The 19,435-nt window shown below is 71.6% G+C and carries 13 protein-coding genes and 2 pseudogenes; 9 read left to right on the top strand and 6 right to left on the bottom strand.

Features of this window, described 5'->3' with window-relative positions:
* The first annotated feature begins 31 nt into the window (after nt 1–31).
* Complete coding sequence (locus ACPXBU_RS18645) at nt 32–1,486, top strand: M1 family metallopeptidase (RefSeq protein WP_393372400.1); 1,455 nt, start codon at nt 32–34, stop codon at nt 1,484–1,486.
* 6 nt (nt 1,487–1,492) lie between these two features.
* Here the strand turns inward: ACPXBU_RS18645 and ACPXBU_RS18640 are convergent, their stop codons facing one another.
* A complete protein-coding gene (locus ACPXBU_RS18640; RefSeq protein ID WP_425758972.1) occupies nt 1,493–2,611 on the bottom strand; it encodes an LCP family protein in 1,119 nt (372 codons plus the stop codon).
* Between the two features lie 145 nt (nt 2,612–2,756).
* Between ACPXBU_RS18640 and ACPXBU_RS18635 the strand changes: the two genes are divergently transcribed.
* Nucleotides 2,757–4,454, top strand: a complete 1,698-nt coding sequence (locus ACPXBU_RS18635) for an FAD-dependent oxidoreductase (RefSeq protein ID WP_425758971.1) — start codon at nt 2,757–2,759, stop codon at nt 4,452–4,454.
* Here the strand turns inward: ACPXBU_RS18635 and ACPXBU_RS18630 are convergent.
* The gene (locus ACPXBU_RS18630; RefSeq protein WP_425758970.1) at nt 4,451–4,906 is read right to left on the bottom strand and encodes a GNAT family N-acetyltransferase; all 456 of its coding nucleotides are present in this window, start codon (nt 4,904–4,906) and stop codon (nt 4,451–4,453) included. The genes ACPXBU_RS18635 and ACPXBU_RS18630 overlap by 4 nt on opposite strands.
* 146 nt (nt 4,907–5,052) lie before the next feature.
* Here ACPXBU_RS18630 and guaA point away from each other — a divergent pair, with 146 nt between their 5' ends.
* Nucleotides 5,053–6,609 carry a glutamine-hydrolyzing GMP synthase gene (gene guaA / locus ACPXBU_RS18625; protein WP_425758969.1) on the top strand — a complete coding sequence of 519 codons (1,557 nt, stop codon included), beginning with the start codon at nt 5,053–5,055 and terminating at the stop codon, nt 6,607–6,609.
* A 109-nt stretch (nt 6,610–6,718) separates the two neighbouring features.
* On the opposite strand, the pseudogene ACPXBU_RS18620 reads toward guaA, so the two are convergent.
* A pseudogene (locus tag ACPXBU_RS18620) lies at nt 6,719–7,024 on the bottom strand (PspC domain-containing protein); the annotation flags it as partial.
* A 143-nt stretch (nt 7,025–7,167) separates the two neighbouring features.
* Here ACPXBU_RS18620 and ACPXBU_RS18615 point away from each other — a divergent pair.
* The 3 genes from ACPXBU_RS18615 to ACPXBU_RS18605 all read left to right on the top strand — a co-directional run bounded on the left by ACPXBU_RS18615 (nt 7,168) and on the right by ACPXBU_RS18605 (nt 11,116).
* Nucleotides 7,168–8,118 (top strand): NUDIX hydrolase, encoded by a 951-nt coding sequence (locus ACPXBU_RS18615; RefSeq protein WP_393372386.1) that lies wholly within the window; start codon nt 7,168–7,170, stop codon nt 8,116–8,118.
* Nucleotides 8,119–8,868: 750 nt separating this feature from the next.
* Nucleotides 8,869–9,831, top strand: coding sequence for an NUDIX hydrolase (locus tag ACPXBU_RS18610; protein WP_425758967.1), 963 nt, complete (start codon nt 8,869–8,871; stop codon nt 9,829–9,831).
* A 346-nt stretch (nt 9,832–10,177) separates the two neighbouring features.
* On the top strand, nt 10,178–11,116 hold the full coding sequence (locus ACPXBU_RS18605; protein ID WP_393372380.1) for a CDP-alcohol phosphatidyltransferase family protein: 939 nt from the start codon (nt 10,178–10,180) through the stop codon (nt 11,114–11,116).
* 61 nt (nt 11,117–11,177) lie between these two features.
* Here ACPXBU_RS18605 and ACPXBU_RS18600 read toward each other — a convergent pair whose 3' ends face one another.
* From ACPXBU_RS18600 to ACPXBU_RS18590, 3 genes and pseudogenes are all read right to left on the bottom strand, one after another.
* Nucleotides 11,178–12,431 (bottom strand): phosphatidylserine decarboxylase, encoded by a 1,254-nt coding sequence (locus tag ACPXBU_RS18600; RefSeq protein ID WP_393372378.1) that lies wholly within the window; start codon nt 12,429–12,431, stop codon nt 11,178–11,180.
* A 528-nt stretch (nt 12,432–12,959) separates the two neighbouring features.
* A pseudogene (locus ACPXBU_RS18595) lies at nt 12,960–13,205 on the bottom strand (hypothetical protein); the annotation flags it as partial.
* Complete coding sequence (locus ACPXBU_RS18590; protein WP_425758966.1) at nt 13,202–15,031, bottom strand: PspC domain-containing protein; 1,830 nt, start codon at nt 15,029–15,031, stop codon at nt 13,202–13,204. The gene ACPXBU_RS18590 and the pseudogene ACPXBU_RS18595, both read right to left, overlap by 4 nt.
* 156 nt (nt 15,032–15,187) lie before the next feature.
* Between ACPXBU_RS18590 and ACPXBU_RS18585 the strand changes: the two genes are divergently transcribed.
* From ACPXBU_RS18585 to ACPXBU_RS18575, 3 genes are all read left to right on the top strand, one after another.
* Nucleotides 15,188–16,453 (top strand): PspC domain-containing protein, encoded by a 1,266-nt coding sequence (locus tag ACPXBU_RS18585; protein ID WP_393372373.1) that lies wholly within the window; start codon nt 15,188–15,190, stop codon nt 16,451–16,453.
* A gap of 2 nt (nt 16,454–16,455) precedes the next feature.
* Nucleotides 16,456–17,142 (top strand): response regulator, encoded by a 687-nt coding sequence (locus ACPXBU_RS18580; RefSeq protein WP_393372448.1) that lies wholly within the window; start codon nt 16,456–16,458, stop codon nt 17,140–17,142.
* Nucleotides 17,143–17,722: 580 nt separating this feature from the next.
* Nucleotides 17,723–19,360 (top strand): peptide ABC transporter substrate-binding protein, encoded by a 1,638-nt coding sequence (locus ACPXBU_RS18575; protein WP_393372370.1) that lies wholly within the window; start codon nt 17,723–17,725, stop codon nt 19,358–19,360.
* Nucleotides 19,361–19,435: the final 75 nt, after the last annotated feature.

Below are 19,435 nucleotides of genomic sequence, written 5' to 3'. Positions count from 1 at the left end.
GCGGCGTAGGCCGTCACGGGGAGGGTGTGGGATGCGGGTGACGCGGCGCAGACTGCGGATGGGCGCGGCTCTGCTGGCGACCGGGGCACTCGTACTGTCCGGATGCGACTCGACCGGCACCGGGGCCGCGCCGTCACCGAGCGCGTCGCCGTCGCCGTCGCGGACGTTCACCGCGGGCGCGCCGGGGGCCGGCGACGCCTACTTCCCGAGCTACGGCAACGGCGGCTACGACGTCGCGCGGTACGTGGTCAAGGTGCGTTACGACCCGGCGAAGGACCGACTGACAGGTACGACGAGCGTGCAGGCCACCGCGACGGCGGACCTGTCGACGTTCAACCTCGACCTCGCCGGCCTCACCGTCACCGCGGTCACCGTGAACGGTGCGCCGGCCACACACCGCCGGGAGCGGAACGAGCTGGTGATCAAGCCCGCCTCCGGCCTGGTCAACGGCAACGGGTTCGTCGCCGAGATCGCCTACGAGGGCGTGCCGAAGCCGCTGCGGAACGAGACCCTCGGTACGGGTGGATTCCTGCACACCCCCGACGGCGCCATCGCGCTGGGGCAGCCCGAGTCGGCCAGCACCTGGTTCCCGGTCAACGACCACCCGTCCGACAAGGCCGCGTACGACTTCGAGATCACCGTTCCCGACGGTCTCACCGCGGTCAGCAACGGCGTTCCCGGCGGCAAGGCCAGCACGGCCGGGTGGACCACCTGGAAGTGGTCGGAGAAGTCGCCGATGGCCAGCTACCTGAGCACGCTCGTGATCGGCGAGTTCCGGGTCACCACGGCCACGCACCGGGGCAAGCCGGTCTACAGCGCGGTCGCGATCGCGGCGAACGGTTCCGCGGATTCGTCGATCGCCGAGACCACGAAGGTCGCCGACTACCTGGAGACCCTGTTCGGGCCGTACCCGTTCGACGCGTACGGCGGTGTGGTGATCGCGGACAACCGGATCTCCTACGCGCTGGAGACGCAGAGCCGCCCGGTCTACTCGGCGGGATTCTTCGCGAGCGGTGTGAACACCGAGGTGGTCGCCCACGAGCTGGCGCACCAGTGGTTCGGGGACAGTGTCTCCCTGGGCACCTGGGAGGACATCTGGCTCAACGAGGGCTTCGCGACGTACGCGGAGTGGCTGTGGGCCGAGCACACCAGGAAGTCCACGGCCAAGGAGGAGTTCGACAGCCGGTACGCCGGGGCGTCGGCGAAGGTGTGGAAGACGCCGCCGGGCAAGCCGGGGGCGAAGGAGCTGTTCAGCGAGTCGGTCTACCAGCGTGGCGCGATGACGCTGCACGCCCTGCGGGTGTCCGTCGGCGACAAGGCGTTCTTCGAGATCGTCAAGACGTGGGCGGCGGAGAAGCGCAACGGCACCGCCAGCACTGCCGAGTTCGTGGCGCTCGCCGAACGCGTCTCCGGCAAGCAGCTCGACGCGGTCTTCGCCGCCTGGCTCTACGGCACCACGAAGCCGGCCCTGCCCAAGCGGCTCTGACCGGGGTCAGTTCCGGACGACCAGGGTGGGGTTCGCAGCGAGGTAGGCGTCGGCGCGGCCGGCACGGAGTTCGCTGATGAACGTCCGGCCGACGGTGGTGAGCTGTTCGCCGCGGTAGGCGCTGCCCTTGCCGACACCGGAACCGGGCAGGCCGACAAGCGTGAAGCGGTTCTCCGGCACCCCACTCACGGCGTACGCGATGTCCACGATCCGACGTCCGCCCACGTACACGAGGGTGTCGCCGAGGGCGGCGACCACCTGGTCGACCCGCTCCGGTTGCCGGGCCAGGCCCTCGTCCAGGATCTTGCGGGTCAGCGCCTTGACGAGCTGCTGCTGGTGCCGCTGCCGGGCGTAGTCGCCGCCGGTGATGTAGCGCTGCCGCGCGTAGTCGAGCGCCTGCCAGCCGTTGAGGTGCTGGTTGCCCTTCTCGTAGACCTGCTGTGGCCCGGTGTATCCGCCGGGCGCGCTCTCCCGGTACTTGCCGTCCGGCCGCCGGTGCAGTGAGGCGACCCGCTGGTCGACGTAGATGTCCACCCCGCCCAGCGCGTTGACCAGCCGGTCGAATCCGTTGAACGTGAGCACCGCGCCGTCGTCGATGCGCAGCCCGGTGTATCCGCTGACCGTGCTGCGCAGCAGCTCGTACCCCTGGGCGGTGCTTGGTTGTTTGGGTTTGCCCGGCACCCGGCTGCCGAAGCTCATCGCGTGGGTGAGCTTGGTCTTGCCGCCCTTGTAGCCGGACTTCGGGAACGCGGGGATGTCGACGAGCAGGTCGCGGGGGAGCGAGAAGAGGTACGCCTGGCCCAACCCCTTGGGTACGTGCAGCACGAGCACCGCGTCGGCGTGCGGCTCCCACCCGGGGACGCTGACCCGGGTGTCCACACCGACGAGCAGCAGGTTGAGCGGGCCGGTGATGTCCGCACCGGGTGGCGGACCGCTGGGGCTCGGGGTGGGCGTCGCGACCGGCGACGGCGTCGGCGAGCCGGCGACCGGAGCGCCGCCCGGCTTGCTGTCGCCGGTCAGCCGGGTGATCACCACCGTGCCGGCCGCGATGAGCGCGACGGCGGCGAGGGCCGCCAACCCCAGCAGCAACCACCGTCGGCGCGGCGCCATCGACCCGAGGATCATCTTGGATTCCTTCCACCCGTCTGCTGAACAACGCTCCGACGGGTACCCCGGGTTGCGGCCGGAACGCGCCGGGTCGGTCGGCCGGAGCATGATCGCGCGAAAACCGCCGCTGGCGCGAGCGCTACTCGCGAGTAATGATGCGTTCATGCGGTACGACGTGGTCGTCATCGGGTCCGGCTTCGGCGGCAGTGTCACCGCGCTCCGGCTGGCCGAGAAGGGCTACTCCGTCGCCGTGCTGGAAGCCGGCCGGCGCTTCGCCGACGACGAGTTCCCGCGGACGTCCTGGCGGTTCCGCGGGTTCCTGTGGGCGCCGAAGCTGGGCTGCTACGGCATTCAGCGGCTCACCCTGCTCCGCCCCGCCGACCGACGGTCCGGTGGTGGGGTGCTGGTGCTCTCCGGCGCGGGAGTGGGTGGCGGCTCACTCGTCTACGCGAACACCCTCTACGAGCCGCTGCCGGCCTTCTACGCCGACCCGCAGTGGCGGGACATCACCGACTGGCGTGCCGAGCTGGCCGGCCACTTCGACCAGGCGAAGCGGATGCTCGGCGTCACCACGTACCCCCGGGAAACCGGCGCGGACCGGGCCATGCGGGCGGTGGCCGAGCGGATGGGGGTGGGGCACACCTTCCACGCCACGCCGGTGGGCGTGCACATCGGCCGTCCCGGCCAGCGGGTCGCCGACCCGTACTTCGGGGGCGCCGGCCCGGAGCGCACCGGCTGCCTGCACTGCGGCTCGTGCATGACCGGCTGCCGGCACGGGGCGAAGAACACGCTCGTCAAGAACTACCTCTGGCTGGCCGAACGGCAGGGCGCCACGGTGCTTGCGCTGACCACGGTGACCGCCGTCCGACCGGCGACCGGCGGCGGGTACGAGGTGCGCACCGAGCGCACGGGCGCCTGGCTGCGCAAACGGCGGCAGGTGATCCACGCCGACCAGGTGGTGTTCGCCGCCGGGGCGCTCGGCACCCAACGACTGCTGCACGCGATGAGGGCCGAGGACGTGCTACCCGGGCTGTCGCCCCGCCTCGGCGAGCTGACCCGGACCAACTCCGAGGCGATCCTCGGTGCCTCGGTGTCCCGCCGACGGGCCCGCTCCGAGCGCCTGGACTACACCGAGGGGGTGGCCATCACCAGCTCGTTCCACCCCGACCCGCAGACCCACGTCGAGCCGGTCCGCTACGGGCGCGGCTCCAACGCGATGGGACTGCTCCAGACACTGCTGGTCGACGGCGGTCCGCACCGGTTGCGGCGCTGGCTGGGTGGCATCGTGCGGCAACCGCGGCTGGTGGCCCAGTTGCTGCCGGTGCGCGGCTGGTCGGAACGGACGGTGATCGCCCTGGTGATGCAGTCGGTGGACAACTCGCTGACCACCCGGTGGCGGCGCGGGGCGTTCGGCCGCAGGCTGGTCACCGGTCCGGGGCACGGCACGCCCAGCCCGACCTGGATCCCCGCCGGCAACACCGCGGTCCGGCTGCTCGCCGAGGAGATCGGTGGCACCGCCGGCGGCGCGCTCACCGAGCCGTTCGACATCCCGGTGACCGCGCACATCCTGGGCGGGGCGGTGATCGGCGCGACGCCGGCCGACGGGGTGATCGACCCCTGGCACCGGGTGTACGGGCACCCGGGGCTGCACGTCGTCGACGGCGCGGCCGTCTCGGCCAACCTCGGCGTGAACCCCTCGTTGACGATCACCGCCCAGGCCGAACGAGCCATGTCCTTCTGGCCCAACAGGGGCGAGGAGGACCCCCGCCCGACGCTCGGCTCCCCGTACCGCCGGCTCGCGCCCGTACCCCCGCACCACCCGGCGGTGCCGGCGGACGCCCCGGGCGCGCTGCGGCCTTAGGGCAGCGGCCTGCGGAGGATGTGGTTGAGCCCGAAGTCGGTCTCACTGACCCGGACGTCCTGGTAGCCCAGTCGGTGGTAGAAGCCGTGCCCCGTGATGCTGGCGCCGGTCTCCATGTGGTCGTGGCCGTCGGCGCCGGCCAACCGCTCGATGTGGCGCATGAGCCGCCGGCCGACACCCCGGCCGGAGCGGTCCGGATCGACGAACATCGTGTAGACCTTGTTGCCGTCCCGGGAGACGGTGCCGACCACCCGCCCACCCTGCTCGGCGACGAACACCTCCCGGACGGCGGCGAGTTCGCGGAAGCGGGCCGCGTCGAAGTGCGCGCACATCCGTTCGATCAGGTCGGCCGGGTAGTCGCGGCTGTTGACCTCCCGAAGGCACCTGGCGACGAGTACGGCCAGCGGCTCGGCGTCGGTGTCTCGGAAGGGCCGTACGGTCACCTCGGTCACACCCGTCCCCTCCTCCGGCCGTCATCGCCCCGCGTCGATCTTAGGACGCCTTCCGGCCGGCCGCCGCACCCGCAGCCGTCGCCGCGGCACACCGGAGGGCCGGCCCGTGCCCGACACGGCCGTGACTGTCGGTAGGCTTTGCGCACATGAGCCTGCCTCGCCCCGTCCTCGTGGTGGATTTCGGAGCCCAGTACGCCCAGCTCATCGCGCGCCGGGTTCGCGAGGCGAAGGTCTACTCCGAAATCGTGCCGCACTCGATGCCGATCGCCGAGATGCTGGCGAAGAACCCCGCCGCGATCATCCTCTCCGGTGGCCCGGCCAGCGTCTACGCGCCGGACGCGCCGCAGATCGACGCGGGCGTCTTCAGCGCCGACGTGCCGGTCTTCGGCATCTGCTACGGCTTCCAGGCGATGGCCCAGGCGCTCGGCGGCACGGTGGCGCGGACCGGCAACCGGGAGTACGGCGGCACGCCGCTGCGCCCCCGCCTGCTCGACCCCGGTGTGCTGCTGCGCGACCTGCCCGCGGACCTGCCGGTCTGGATGAGCCACGGCGACGCCGTGACCGAGGCGCCCGAGGGCTTCACGGTGACCGCCGAGTCGGCTGGCGCCCCGGTGGCCGCGTTCGAGGATCTGGCCGGTCGGCGTGCCGGCGTGCAGTTCCACCCGGAGGTCGGGCACACCGCGCACGGCCAGGAGATGCTGACCCGCTTCCTGTACGACATCGCCGGCATCGAGCCGACCTGGACGCCCGAGAACATCATCGACGAGCAGGTTGCCCGGATCCGCGCCCAGGTCGGCGACAAGGAGGTCATCTGCGGCCTGTCCGGCGGGGTGGATTCCGCGGTCGCCGCCGCGCTCGTGCACAAGGCGGTGGGTGACCAGCTCACCTGCGTCTTCGTCGACCACGGACTGCTGCGTGCGGGCGAGGCCGAGCAGGTGGAGAAGGACTACGTCGCCGCCACCGGCATCAAGCTGAAGGTGGTCGACGCCACCGATCGGTTCCTCGGCGCGCTGGCCGACGTGACCGACCCGGAGCAGAAGCGCAAGATCATTGGTCGGGAGTTCATCCGGGTCTTCGAGGCCGCGGCCCGCGAGATCGCCTCGTACGGCGACGTGGAGTTCCTCGTCCAGGGCACCCTCTACCCCGACGTGGTGGAGTCCGGCGGCGGCACCGGCACCGCCAACATCAAGAGCCACCACAACGTCGGCGGTCTGCCGGAGGACCTGAAGTTCGCCCTCGTCGAGCCGCTGCGCACCCTGTTCAAGGACGAGGTCCGTGCGCTCGGCCTGGAGTTGGGCCTGCCCGAGGCCATGGTCTGGCGGCACCCGTTCCCGGGCCCCGGCCTGGCCATCCGGATCATCGGCGCGGTCAACCAGGAGCGCCTCGACCTGCTCCGCGAGGCGGACCTGATCGCCCGCGAGGAGTTGACCGCCGCCGGCCTGGACCGGGGCGTCTGGCAGTTCCCGGTGGTGCTGCTCGCCGACGTGCGCAGCGTCGGTGTGCAGGGAGACGGGCGCAGCTACGGGCATCCCGTGGTGCTGCGACCCGTCTCCAGCGAGGACGCGATGACCGCCGACTGGTCACGACTGCCCTACGAGGTCGTTGCCCGGATCTCCACCCGGATCACCAACGAGGTGGCCGAGGTCAACCGGGTGGTGCTGGACGTGACGAGCAAGCCACCGGGCACCATCGAGTGGGAGTGAGCGCCGCTCACGCGGCCGGCGGCGGGCTGCTGTCGTGCGGGTTGTGCGGCGGGCTCGGCGGCGCGTCGAACGGGGTCGTCGGCGGGTAGGGCGTCGTCGGGGCGTACCCCGGCATCGGCCCGCCCGGCGCGGGCCCGGCGGTCGGCGGCGGGCCCGCGTGCGGCGCGACGCCCGCCGAGTGCGGCCAGGCCGGCGCGCCGGTGGGCTCCTCGGGCATCAGAAACCACATGATCGGGTACGCGAGCAGCGCGAGCCCGCCGGTGAGCAGGCCGGTGACCGCGAAGGCCACCCGGACCAGTGTGGGATCGACGGCGAAGTAGCGGCCGACGCCGCTCGCGACCCCCGCGACCATACGGTCGGTGGTGGGTCGACGGAGCTGCTTGTACGGGGCGTGGGGAGCGGTGGTCGATGTCATACCCCAACGGTCCGCGTCGCTGCCCTCCCCGCCCTCGGTGACCGCCCGGATCCTTACCCTGACCAATCCCTGATCGGGGCCAGACAGTCAGGAATCCGACTCTTTTCCGTTCCGGTAACCCGGCCCGGGGAGAATTTGCTTCCGTGACCACCTTGCTGGAGCCGCTCCGCAGGATCGCGGCATACGCAGTCTGTGCTGATACGACAGGCCGAGTCCTGCTGGTTCGCGCCTCGGAGCGCTCCGGCACCCCCGGCACGTGGTCCCTGCCCGGCGGGGCGGTCGACCACGGCGAGGACCCCCACCACACGGTGGTCCGCGAAACCGCCGCCGAGACCGGCCTCTCGGTCGCCGTCTCCGGCCTGGCCGACGTCCTCGCCGACATGCGGGCGCTGCCCGAACGCCGCATCACCATCCACACCGACCGGCTGATCTACCGGGTGGCGGTCCGTGGCGGCACCCTCGCCGACCGGGTCGGCGAGCGGCCCACCGACCTCGCCCGCTGGTACACCCTCGACGAGGCGAGCGAGCTGCCGCTGCGCTCGTTCACCGCGCGTGCCCTCGGGTTGCCCGCGTCCTCGGCCGACGTGGTGCCCGACGAGGCCCCCGAGTTCCCCTCCTTCTACGCGGTGCCCGGTCCGGACGGGCTGCACCGGGCGCAGCGCTTCGCCGCGTACGCGGTCTGCACCGACCCGGCCGGTCGGGTGCTGCTGACCAGGGTCTCCGACGGCTACCCGGGCGCCGGCTGCTGGCACCTGCCCGGCGGCGGCACCGACTACGGCGAGCAACCCGGCGCGGCGCTCATCCGCGAGCTGGTCGAGGAGACCGGGCAGACCGGCCGCCTGGTCGAGCTTCTCGGGGTGGCCAGCCACCGCGACGCCGCGTCGCTCGGCCCCGAGGGCTACCCGATCGACTGGCACGGTGTGCGCGCCTTCTACCGGGTCGTGGTCGACCAGCCCAACCCGCTGACCGTGGCCGACGTGGGTGGCTCCACCTGCGAAGCCCGCTGGTTCGCCCGCGAGGAGCTCGGCGCCCTCCCCACTCACCACCTCACCGAGGTGACCGCCGAAGCGGTCCAGGCCGCCCAGCTCACCTAACTCGTTCTACCTGAAGCGTGCCGCACGGCCGTGCCCGGTGGTGGCGCGTGCGTGGTGCGTGCGGGGGCGCCTGCCGGGCCGGCGCGTGCCCGGAGGGCCCCGGCAACCAGGCGCTCACCCTGCCCAATTGATCAGCTTCGTGCGGCGGCGGCGGTGTGTGCTGGCGGGCGGCTGGCCAGTGGTGGTGCTCGCTGGAGCCGGCTGGCCGGTGGTGGTGCGTTGTGGGCGGTAGTCGGCGACGTGCCTGATGAGTGGCGCGTGTCCGGTGGTGGCGAGCGCCAGTGGACAGGTCTCCGGCGGTAGCGCTCGCTGACAGCAGCGCATCTGGCCGGGGCGCCGCGCGTTGGGTGGTGCGGCGACCATCCGGACCGTCGAGGAATGCGGGATCGCCGAGAAGGCCCACGAAGCGGCACCGACCGGATGATCGACTCCGTTTTACTGATCTCGGGGTATCCCAAGCGCCCTGATGCCCCGACATCCATGAACCCGAGTCGCCATCCCCAATCCAGTCCCCCGCGGCACAGCCGGCTGGCCACATACCCAACCTAACGCCCAAAACGGACAGCACGCTGCGCGGATCCTCGGACTCCGTCCGTCGATCATGAGGTTATTGTCAGGACACGCCGAGATAGACGGCAATAACCTCATGATCGACGGGATGGTCGGCTGGGCTGGGCTGGGAGTTGGGCTGGGCGGTCGGGTGGGGTGGTTGATGTTGTCGGGCGGTTGGGGGGAGCGGAGTTGGCGGGGATGGACTTTCTGCGGCGGGTTGGCGTATACGGAGTTTTGTGGGATTCGGGCCGGGTGCTGGTGGTCCGGGACGGGGTCGGGGGTGAGTTTCCCGGGATTTGGCGGCTGCCCGGTGGTGCTGTGTCGCACGCCGAGCACCCGGAGCGTGCCGTGGTCCGTGAGGTCGCCGAGCAGGTCGGGTTGACCGTGACGGTCGGTCGGCTCCGGGCGGTGGTCGCCGACGTGGTCACCTATCCGGAGGACGCCGTCGCGCTGCACACCGATCGGCTGCTGTTCGAGCTTGCCGCGAGTGACGGCGCACTGCGCGACGGCGTGCAGGGCGACGGCGTATCGCGTGTCGGTGTACTGCGTGCGGGCGTCCCGCCCGGCGTCGGGGGTGGCGCCGTCGACCAGGCGTGGCTCACCCTGGCCGAGGCGGCGCGGGTGCCGCTGACGCCGTTCTCCGCCGAGGTGCTCGGCCTGCCGGCCACCCCGCTGCCGACGGGAACGCGTCGGTCAGCCGCGCCGTTTCCGCCGTCGCATCCCGATCGCAGGCTGCGTTTCGGGGCGTACGGGCTGGTCACCGACCCGGCCGGGCGGATCCTGCTGACCGAGATCGCGGCCGGTTATCCCGGGGCTGGGCTGTGGCATCTCCCCGGCGGTGGGACCGATCATGGCGAGCAACCGGCCACCGGTCTGCTGCGGGAGTTGGTCGAGGAGGGTGGTCAGCGGGGCCGCGTGGGGGAGATCCTCGGTGTGAACAACCTGCACAATCCCGCCGCGCTCGGCCCGGAGGGCAGGCCTCTGGACTGGCACGGCGTACGGGTGATCTATCGGGTGTTGGTGGACGTACCCACCGATGCGGTGGTGACCGAATCCGCCGGTGGTTCGACGGCGCGGGCGGGTTGGTTCACCCGCGACCAGGCTCTCGACCTGCCGTTGAGCGATATCGCCGAGTGGGCAATCGGACAGGGTGGTCGATAACACGCCGCTCGATGAGCCGAGTTGGTGACCCTCCGGTACAGTCAAAGGCGGGAATGATGGAGGAACGGGCGGTGAAGCCCGAGATGGGAATAAGCGAGCGGTTCGAGCGGTTTAGCCCAGATATAAGTACCGCCGGCAGCTATCGCCAAGCCATGTCCCCCTATGCGATGGTGTACTCCGCGCAAAACGGCTGCCGGGTCACGCACGGTCCGGCACGAGACAGCCGGACACCCGCCCCGCGGCGGCCAGCCGATCCGGTGATGGAGGAAACGTGCCGAGAGCCCCATGGCGCCGGCGTCGTACTACTGACAGTCCGCGCCCCGCAGGGCGTCGCTGGGCGGGCCCGTTGCGCCGCAGCAGCACATTCGCCCGCCAGGTGCTGTTGGTCCGGGTCGGTCGCCGTGACGGTGACCTGCACGCGACCGACCTGACCCCGACCGAGCACCGGTACGCCGACCGGCAGCGCCGTCGCTACGGCCTGGACCGGCTCAGCCGTCCGGCTACGAGCGTCGGGCGAGCCGAGATCGAGGCGATCATGCCGGTCAGTCCGGCGATGCCGAGCCTGGCGCACGTCGACGAGGCCTCGGCGCGGTCGATCCCGCTGCTCCCCGGCGAGCGCACCGTCGCCCGCCGGATGAAGTTCGGCCTGGTCAACGCCTGCACGCTGGCCAGCCTGATGCTCGGCATGCTGGCCATCTTCCTGGCCATGCAGGGTGAGGTGCGGATCGCCGCGCTCTGCCTGATCGCCTGTGTCGGCTTCGACGGTCTGGACGGCGCCCTGGCTCGTCGGCTGGGCGTGGCCAGCCCGTTCGGCGCGCAGATGGACTCCCTCGCCGACATGTGCTCGTTCGGCCTCGCCGCACCTGTGGTGGTCTACGCCTCACTCGCCGGCTCGGTCTCCACGGCCGCGGCGGCGGTGGCGTGCGCACTTGTCGCGGCGTGCGCCGCGATTCGACTGGCCCGCTTCAACGTCTCGCCGAAGGACGGCCGGTTCTTCTGCGGCGTGCCCACCACGATGGCGGCCGCGGTGCTCGCGGTGACGGTGGCGATCGGCCTGCCCGTGCCCGGTGCCGTGCTTGTCGCCGGGGTCGCGCTGCTCGCCTTCGCGATGGTGTCGAGCTTCCCGTACGCCAAGCTCGCCCGCCTCGTGAAGCTGCCGCCGTGGCTGTGGCTGGCCCCGGTGATCGGCGCACTCATCGACATCCGGCTCACGTTCGCGCTGATCGTGGTGGGCTACCTGGTCAGCGGGCCGGTGCTCTGGCTGCGGCAACGTCGTACCGCCTGATTTTTCCGCAACGAGAACGGGGCGCCGCTGGTCAGCGGCGCCCCGTTCGCACGTTGGTGGGTCAGCGCCAGCGGGCGATGACCGTGGACCCGCCGACCACCTTGTCGCCCGGCCCGACCAGCGGGTCCGCGGCGTCGGCCGGGAGGTAGACGTCGGTCCGTGAGCCGAAACGGATCAGGCCGAAGCGCTCGCCCTTGGCCAGCAGCGCGCCGATCGGCGCGCGCTGCACGATCCGACGGGCGATCAGCCCGGTACGCTGCGCGACCACCACCGTGCCACGCGCGGTGTCCAGGACGGTGTACGCGGCGACGTTGTGCTCGGCGTCCGGCTTCATCGCGTTGACGAAGCCGCCGTCGGCGACGAAGTAGTCCACCACCTTGCCCGCGACCGGGGCGCGGTTGACGTGCACGTCCAGCACCGACAGGAACACCGCGACCCGCAGCCACTCGCCGTCGCCGAAGCGCTCGTCGTGCAGGCGCTGCACCGACAGGACCTTCCCGTCCGCGCTGGCGACCACCGCGGTCGGGTCTTCCGGTACGTCGCGCTCGGGGTCCCGGAAGAACGCGGCGACCGGCCCGGCGGCCAGCGCCGGCAGCAGCCAGAGTTTCGACGATGGACGCGCCACCCGGGCCAGTGCCGCGAGGCCCAGCGTGATGCCGGCGGCGGCCACACCGTTGGAGTCGATGTGCATGCCGCGGGTCAGCGGCACGCTCGACGGCCGGTGCGCGGGCGCGAGCCTCTCGGCCGTGGCGGGGCTGGCCGGGGTGAAGCGCAGTCGGTAGACCCGTACCGGCGGCGAGTTGCGCAGGACCAGGTCGGCGCCGACTCCGTAGAGGGCGTCCTGGCGAGCCAACTCGGCGGCGGCCCCGGTGGTCCGGCCGGGCGTGGCGGTGGTCGCCACACTCAGCACCGCGCCGTCGGACAGGTATTTGGTCAGGCCCTCGATGCCACCGCGGGTCTCCTCGGCGGTGCCGCTGAACACCTCGCCGGCGATGACGACCCCGGCGGCTTCGGCCTCGGCCAGGGAGTCGACGACCCCGACCCGGTCGGCGACCCAGCGGCCCTGGGCGTTGACGTGCTCGCGGAGGGCGGCAGCGCCGAACGGCTCGGCGGGCACCACGGTGAGCCGGTCACCGGGGAGCAGCGCCTCGATCGCCGCGGCCAGCACCGCGGACTCCGGGCCCACCCCGACCAGCAGGGCGGCCTTGGGGTCGTTGATCCGGGCCAGCTCGGAGACGAGCGTGCGGGCGGCTCGCTCGCCGATGCGGACCGGACCGGACCGGCCGGTCGTACGCACGGCGGGGGACTGGGTCATGTCGGGCGGGCTCCTGACGGGGGTAGAGACGGGAATCGCGGCGGGACCGCCATGGCGGGACGGGCCGGCCGGCGGAGGCGAGATCTCCACCGGCCAGCATATGCGTCCGTCCGGGCCAGCGGCACCGCCGTGGTGGTCGGGCAGGCCGAGACCGGCTCACGCCCGAGGTCAGGCCTCTCCCCGTCGGTCCTTCCGCTCGTCCCCCGGCTGGTCGCCGACCGCCTCACCTGGCTGGTCGCCGACCGCCTCGGCCGGCTGGTCGTGCCGGGTCGGCTCATCCCCGTCCGGCACTCGGCCGACGATCGGGAGGGTCGGCTCGTCGGGCTGGCCGGGGATCGGGGCGGTCTGCGGCTCCGCCGGCGGGTGAGCCAGCCAGGCCGGGTGGATCACGTCGGTGGGCGGCGCCTCCGGTGCTCGTACCTCGGTGGTGGTCGCCTCCGGTGGGGGAGCGTCCCAGGTGGAGCGGTCGGCCTCCCAGACCGGCAGTGCCACACCGGAGGTCGGCACGCCGGAAACCGGAGCGGACGCGCCGGAGACGGGCGCGGCGGCGACTGTGGCAGCGACCTCGGCGGTCTGCTCGGGCTGCGCCGAGCGGCCGGAGCGCAGTGCGCCGACCAGCCCGAAGACGCCGATCAGGATGAGGGCACTGGCCAGGAACCATCCGACCGCCGGCAGCGCGAACCCGAGCAGTTGGGCGAGCAACCACCAGGCCGACAGCGCCAGGAACACGAGCCCGAAGGCGAACGACACCAGATCCGTGCGGTGAGCCTTCACCGGGTCACCTCCAGGTTGCCAGCGTTGACATGGATGTACAGGCGCAGCTTGCCGCCGCCGGCACCGTCGACACCGAGGTCGGTGGTCTCCTGTAGGCGACCGTCCAGCCCGCCGGAACGGTTGCCGAAGATGGTGGCGTCGCCGGCGTTGACGTCGGCCACAGTGGTGACGTCCACGTTCGGCGGGACGACCACTGTCGCCTTGCCGAAGTTGATCGCAACCGTCACCTGGCTGTCCCGTTTCGCGAAGTCGATCCCCCGCAGGTCGAGCACGGCGTCACCGAAGCTGTTCTCGTACCGGTCGGCCAGATCGCGGTAGTCCGTCGGTGCCCAGGTCACCGCGCCGTCGACCCCGCGGATCCGGTCGTAGGACTCGGCGACCGTCCCCGTACCCAGCGCCGCCGCGGTCACCAGACCGAGCGCGATGAGCCAGCGGGCCCGCCCGAACCAGGTGCCGACCAGCAGCCCCAGCCCGATCGTGGCCAGCGCGGCCGCGAAGTACGCCGAGGCGCTGATGGCGAAGACGTCGAGCAGGTCGAGCAGGGCGACCACACCGAGGACCAGGAAGATCAGGGAGAAGGTCACCGCGCCGAGCGGCGAACGCTCCTTGGGGCGCTTCGGCGGCTTCGGTGGCTTCGCGGGGCGGGACGTGGTCGGGGCCGGCGAGGCGTACGGGCCGTGCGGCGCGAACGGGGGGCGGTATCCGGACACCGGGGCGGCGGTCGGATAGCCGGACGGACCGGCGGGTGCGGCGGTCACCGGCGCCGACGGCCACTCGACCGTGGGCGGGTTGGTGCCCGGCCAGCCCGTGGCGGGCGCCGGCCAGCCCGCTCCGACGGTCGTCGGGTCGGCCGGTTGCCCGGACACCGGGCCCGTCCCGGACACCGGGCCCGTCCCGGAGACCGGCTGCGCCGTGGCGGTCGACTGCGCAACGCCGACCGGCGGCAGGTCGTACCCCGTGGTGGCGGCGGGCGGTCCCCCCGCGGTGGCGGTGGCGTACGCCGGAGCGCCGCCGGCCATGGGTGCCGTCGCCGGTGGGCCGGTTGGCGGCGCCCCGCCGTACGACGGCGCGGGCCAGGTCACCGGTGGGACCGGGCCGGGCGGATTGCCGGACGGTGCCGGCCCGGCCGGGGTGCCCGGCTGTGGGGTGCGGCTGTCCCGGTTGAGCAGCAGCGCGCCGGCCACCAGGATGGCCGCGCCGAGCAGCACCGCGCGGAAGGCGTCGGTGACGATGTAGCCGAAGCTGGCCGCGACGAGGATGCCCAGGATGATGACGGTGACCGGCGACATGCTGGAGCGGCCGCGGCCGAGCATGGACTCGACCGGGGATGCGGTGTCGCCCTCGTTCGGAATGATCAACCAGGCGGCGACGTACACCAGGATGCCGATGCCACCGAAGAACCCGAGCACCGCGAGCAGCACCCGCCAGAGCACCGGGTCGGTGTTCGTGGCTCGCCCGATCGCCGCGCAGACCCCGGCCAGGTACCGCCCCTCGCGTGGTCGGACCAACCCGTACCGCGAGGTGAACCCGGTGCCGGCGAACGGCGGTGGCGGCGCGGACGGACCCGGCCCGCCCGGTCCGGGTGGCATGCCCGCGGCCCCGTAGCCGGTGCCGGCCGCGAACTCCGGCCCGTGGCCGGCGGTGGGCGGCGGGTAGCCGCCGCCCGGATCGGCGGGGGTGCCGCCGGTCTCCGGGCCGTAACCGGTGGGCGGACCGAACGTGCGGGGCGCGGTCCATTCGGTGGGCGTCGTGGCTGGTGGGGGCGGTGCTGAACCACCCGGCTCCGCCGACCCGGGTCGGGGTGGCGGGGCAGCTTCCTCGGTCATGCCTCGATCCTGCTGCCAGGTGAGCCCGAGCGACCTCAGGACCCGACCCTGACCCCACCCTGAGATCCGGCGGCCGGAATGTCGGGGGCGTCCCCGTGGTCGTCGACGCCGCAGCGTGTGACGATCAGATCACCGACCTCCACCAGATCCGTCACCGTGACCAGGGAGCCCGCGATCAGCACCGTGATTCCGCCCCCGCGCCTCTACCGCGCCCCCGAGCACCGGATGGCCGCCGGCGTCGCCGCCGGTATCGCCGACCATCTCGGCATCTCGGTGCTGCGGGTGCGTGTCGCGTTCATGGTGCTGCTCGGCCTGAGTGGGCTCGGCCTGCTGCTCTACGCGGCCTTCTGGGCGGTGGTGCCGCTGCGGCCCGGCGACACCGCCGTGCCGCCCCGGCGCGACGTCGCCCAGCTCCTGCCGTTCGTGGGGATCGGGCTCGGTGTCCTGTTGATCCAGGTGATGGTCTTCGACTCGGTCGGGGCGGCCGGCACCGCCGGTTGGCTGGTGGCCATCATCGCGGTCGGCGCCGGGGTCATCTGGCACCAGTCGGCGCCCGAACGGCGCCGGCAGTGGGGCAACGCGATGCCGGTGCCCTGGCTCGGCGCGGTCGTCGAGGAGAGTGACCGGCGGGCGTTCGTGCTCCGGTTCATCGGCGGGGGAGTGCTCGTCGCGGTCGGCATCATCGGCGTCGCGGCGGTCTACTCGCCGGCGCAGAACTTCGACGCCGTGATCAACGGTGTGATCTTCGCGCTGGTCGGGCTGGCGGGGGTCGGCGTGGTCGCCGCGCCCGTGCTCTGGCGGACGTACAGCCAGCTCCGCTCGGAGCGCGAGGGGCGCATCCGCGAACAGGAGCGGGCCGAGTTGGCCGCCATGGTGCACGATCAGGTGCTGCACACGTTGGCCCTGATCCAGCGCAACGCCAGCGACGTCAAGATGGTCCAGCGGCTGGCCAGAGGGCAGGAGCGTTCCCTGCGCAACTGGCTGTACAAGCCGACCGCGTCGCCGAGCGAGCGTTTCGCCGCCGCGCTGGAGCAGGCCGCCGCCGAGGTCGAGGACACCTATGCGATCACGGTGGAGGCGGTCGTGGTGGGGGACCGGGAGACCGACGAGAAGGTCGGGGCGCTTGTCGCGGCCGCGCGGGAGGCGCTTGTGAACGCGGCCCGGCACGCCGGCGTGCAGACCGTGTCGCTCTACGCCGAGGTGGAGCCCGATCAGGTCAGCGTCTTCATCCGGGACCGGGGCAAGGGCTTCGATCCGGATACGGTGGAGGACCACCGGCACGGCGTGAGCGGCTCGATCATCGGGCGGATGAAGCGGCACGGCGGACGGGCCGAGATCCGGTCCGGCCCGGGGGAGGGGACCGAGGTCCGGTTGATACTGCCGATCTCCCGGGACTCGTCCGCAGCGGAGAGGAACAGATGACCATGGCCGAGCAGTCGACCGAGCACCTCGACCCGGCGGATGCCCGCCCCGAGCGGCTCCGGGTGTTCCTGGTGGACGACCACGCCATGTTCCGGGCCGGGGTACGCGCGGAGCTGGGCGCCCACGTCGAGGTGGTGGGCGAGGCGAGCACCGTGACCGAGGCGGTCACCCGGATCGCGGCTGTCGCGCCGGACGTGGTGCTGCTCGACGTCCACATGCCCGACGGCGGCGGGCGCGCGGTGCTGGAGGCGATGCGACGCACCCACCCGCAGGTCAAGTTCCTGGCGCTGAGCGTCTCCGACGCGGCGGAGGACGTGATCGGGTTGATCCGTGCCGGTGCGCGGGGGTACGTGACCAAGACCATCTCCCCGGACGAGCTGGCCGCGGCGATCCGCCGGGTGGCGGACGGGGACGCGGTGTTCAGCCCACGGCTGGCCGGGTTCGTGCTGGATGCCTTCGCGGCCCGACCGGATGCCCCGGTGGCCGATCCCGAGCTGGACCAGCTCACCAACCGTGAGCGGGAGGTGCTGCGGCTGTTGGCCCGGGGGTACGCGTACAAGGAGATCGCCAAGGAGCTGTTCATCTCCATCAAGACGGTGGAGACGCACGTGTCGAACGTGCTCCGCAAGCTGCAGATGTCCAACCGCTACGAACTCTCCCGCTGGGCGGCGGATCGCCGGCTGGTGTGACAGCCGCGCCGGCCGTGGCGGTGGATCAGACGAACGATCTCCGCGCCCTCGTCCACCCAGTTGGTGATCGTGCCCGTGCAGCCGTAACCGACCTGTCCGGACGGGTCGAAATGCATGCGGTGACAGACGTCCTAACGGGCAGAGGTGCGCCCCAGGCCTGAGTGCGGGCCAGGACCACGTTCGCGGGCGGCGCAACGTATTTCCTGCTCAGTGCTGCCTGTGCCGACCGTTTTATGATCATTTTTCAAGTATCGGCAACGTGGCGGGCAACTAACGGCTTGATAACGGCACCTTCACGGAAGAGGCCAGTTGGTGTCACAGTGGCAGCACCTCACCATCGGTGTGTGGCACTCCGTACGGCCCATGACCATGTCCCCGCCCCTCGCGGCGGTTCGTGGCCGTGCCTCCTGCGTCGTGTCGCGCCTCGTTGGCGGGGAGCCCGGCGGATCGGAACATCAGGGGTGTCCCCAACTTCCCTGTGGTCCCGGCGACCCGCGCCCCGGGGTGGTCGGGCGGTGTCACCCCCAAACGTGCGTGAAACCCACGACGGAACCTGGTTAGAAAGAGGAGGCCCCTCGGAATGAGAGTCTCGAAGCGGGCGACGAGCGCGATCGCGCTCAGCGCGGCTGCCGCGCTAGTCGCGAGCGGTTGCTCGAGCGGTGGTGGCGGCGAGACCGCCGCCAGCGGCGACGGCGCGATTGTCATCCACGGTGTCCAGCCGGAGAACCCGCTGGTCCCGTCGAACACCACAGAGACCGGTGGCGGCAAGGTCATCGACTGGCTGTGGACCGGCCTGGTCGAGTACCCGAACGACGGTGGGGCCCCGCGTAACGCGCTTGCGGAGTCCATCACCACCACGGACTCCAAGGTCTTCACGATCAAGATCAAGAAGGGCACCAAGTTCCACGACAGCACCGAGGTGAAGTCGAAGAACTTCGTTGACGCCTGGAACTGGGCCGCCTACTCGCCGAACGGCGCCCAGAACGGCAGCTTCTTCTCTGACATCCAGGGTTTCGACCAGACCTACACCAGCGACCCGGATGGCGCGGACGGCCCGAAGAAGGCCCCGGCGCCGACCGCCAAGACGCTGTCCGGCCTGAAGGTCATCGACGAGCAGACCTTCGAGGTCACCCTGTCGGCGCCGACCGCGGTCTTCCCGACCAAGCTCGGCTACAGCGCCTTCATGCCGCTGCCGGACGTCTTCTTCACCAAGAAGCCCGAGGAGTTCGGCAAGAACCCGATCGGCAACGGCCCGGTCAAGTTCGTGTCGTGGACCGACAACGTCCTCATCAAGCTGACGCGCTTCGACGACTACAACCTGCGCGACAAGATGAAGCTCAAGGACGTCGACGTCAAGCTGTACCAGGACGAGACGGCCGCCTACGCCGACGTGCTGGCCAACAACCTCGACTTCCTGGAGTCGCTGCCCACCTCGGCGCTCGCCGGTGACAAGTGGAAGGCCGACCTCGGTGAGCGGGGCCGGAACACCGTCACGCCGACGACCGCGCTCATCGCGTTCCCGATCTACGACAAGCGCTTCCAGAACCCGAAGCTGCGTCGTGCCGTGTCGCTCGCGATCAACCGGCAGGAAATCTCGGACAAGATCTTCTTCGGCACCCGTAAGCCGGCCGACAGCTGGGCGAACCCGCTGACCCCGGGCGCCAAGCCGGGCAACTGCACCGCCTGCAAGTTCGACCCGGCCACGGCCAAGACGCTGCTGACCGAGGCCGGTGGCTTCTCCGGTGAGATGGTCTTCTACTACAACTCGGACTCCAGCCACAAGGACTGGATGGACGCCGTTGCGCAGCAGGTCAAGACCAACCTGGGCATCAACGCTCGGGCCGAGGGCGTGCCGACCTTCGCGGTCTTCCGCCAGAACGTCAACGCCCACGCCATGAAGGGCCCGTACCGCGCTGCCTGGCAGCAGGACTACCCGGACGTCGAGAACTGGATCAACCCGCTGTACGTCACGGGCGGCTCCTCGAACGACGGCCTGTACACCAGCTCCGAGGTCGACGCCCTGGCCAAGCAGGCCAGCTCCGCGCCGAGCCTGGAGGCCTCGCACGAGGCGTTCACCAAGGCCGTCGAGAAGATCGACCAGGACGTCCCGAGCATCCCGATCTACTTCTACGGCCAGCAGTCCGGCCACTCGGAGAAGATCAAGAAGCTCGAGCTGAACAACGTCGGCGAACTCGACATCACCTCGGTCGAGCTCTGATCCGTACGGTCTGACCCCGGGTCGGGCTCGCCACATCCGGTGAGCCCGACCCGGGGCCGTTCCGCGATTGGGTGT

The organism is Micromonospora sp. DT231 (assembly GCF_049847025.1).
GTDB lineage: Bacteria > Actinomycetota > Actinomycetes > Mycobacteriales > Micromonosporaceae > Micromonospora.
This window is presented reverse-complemented; position numbering and strand designations above follow the sequence as displayed.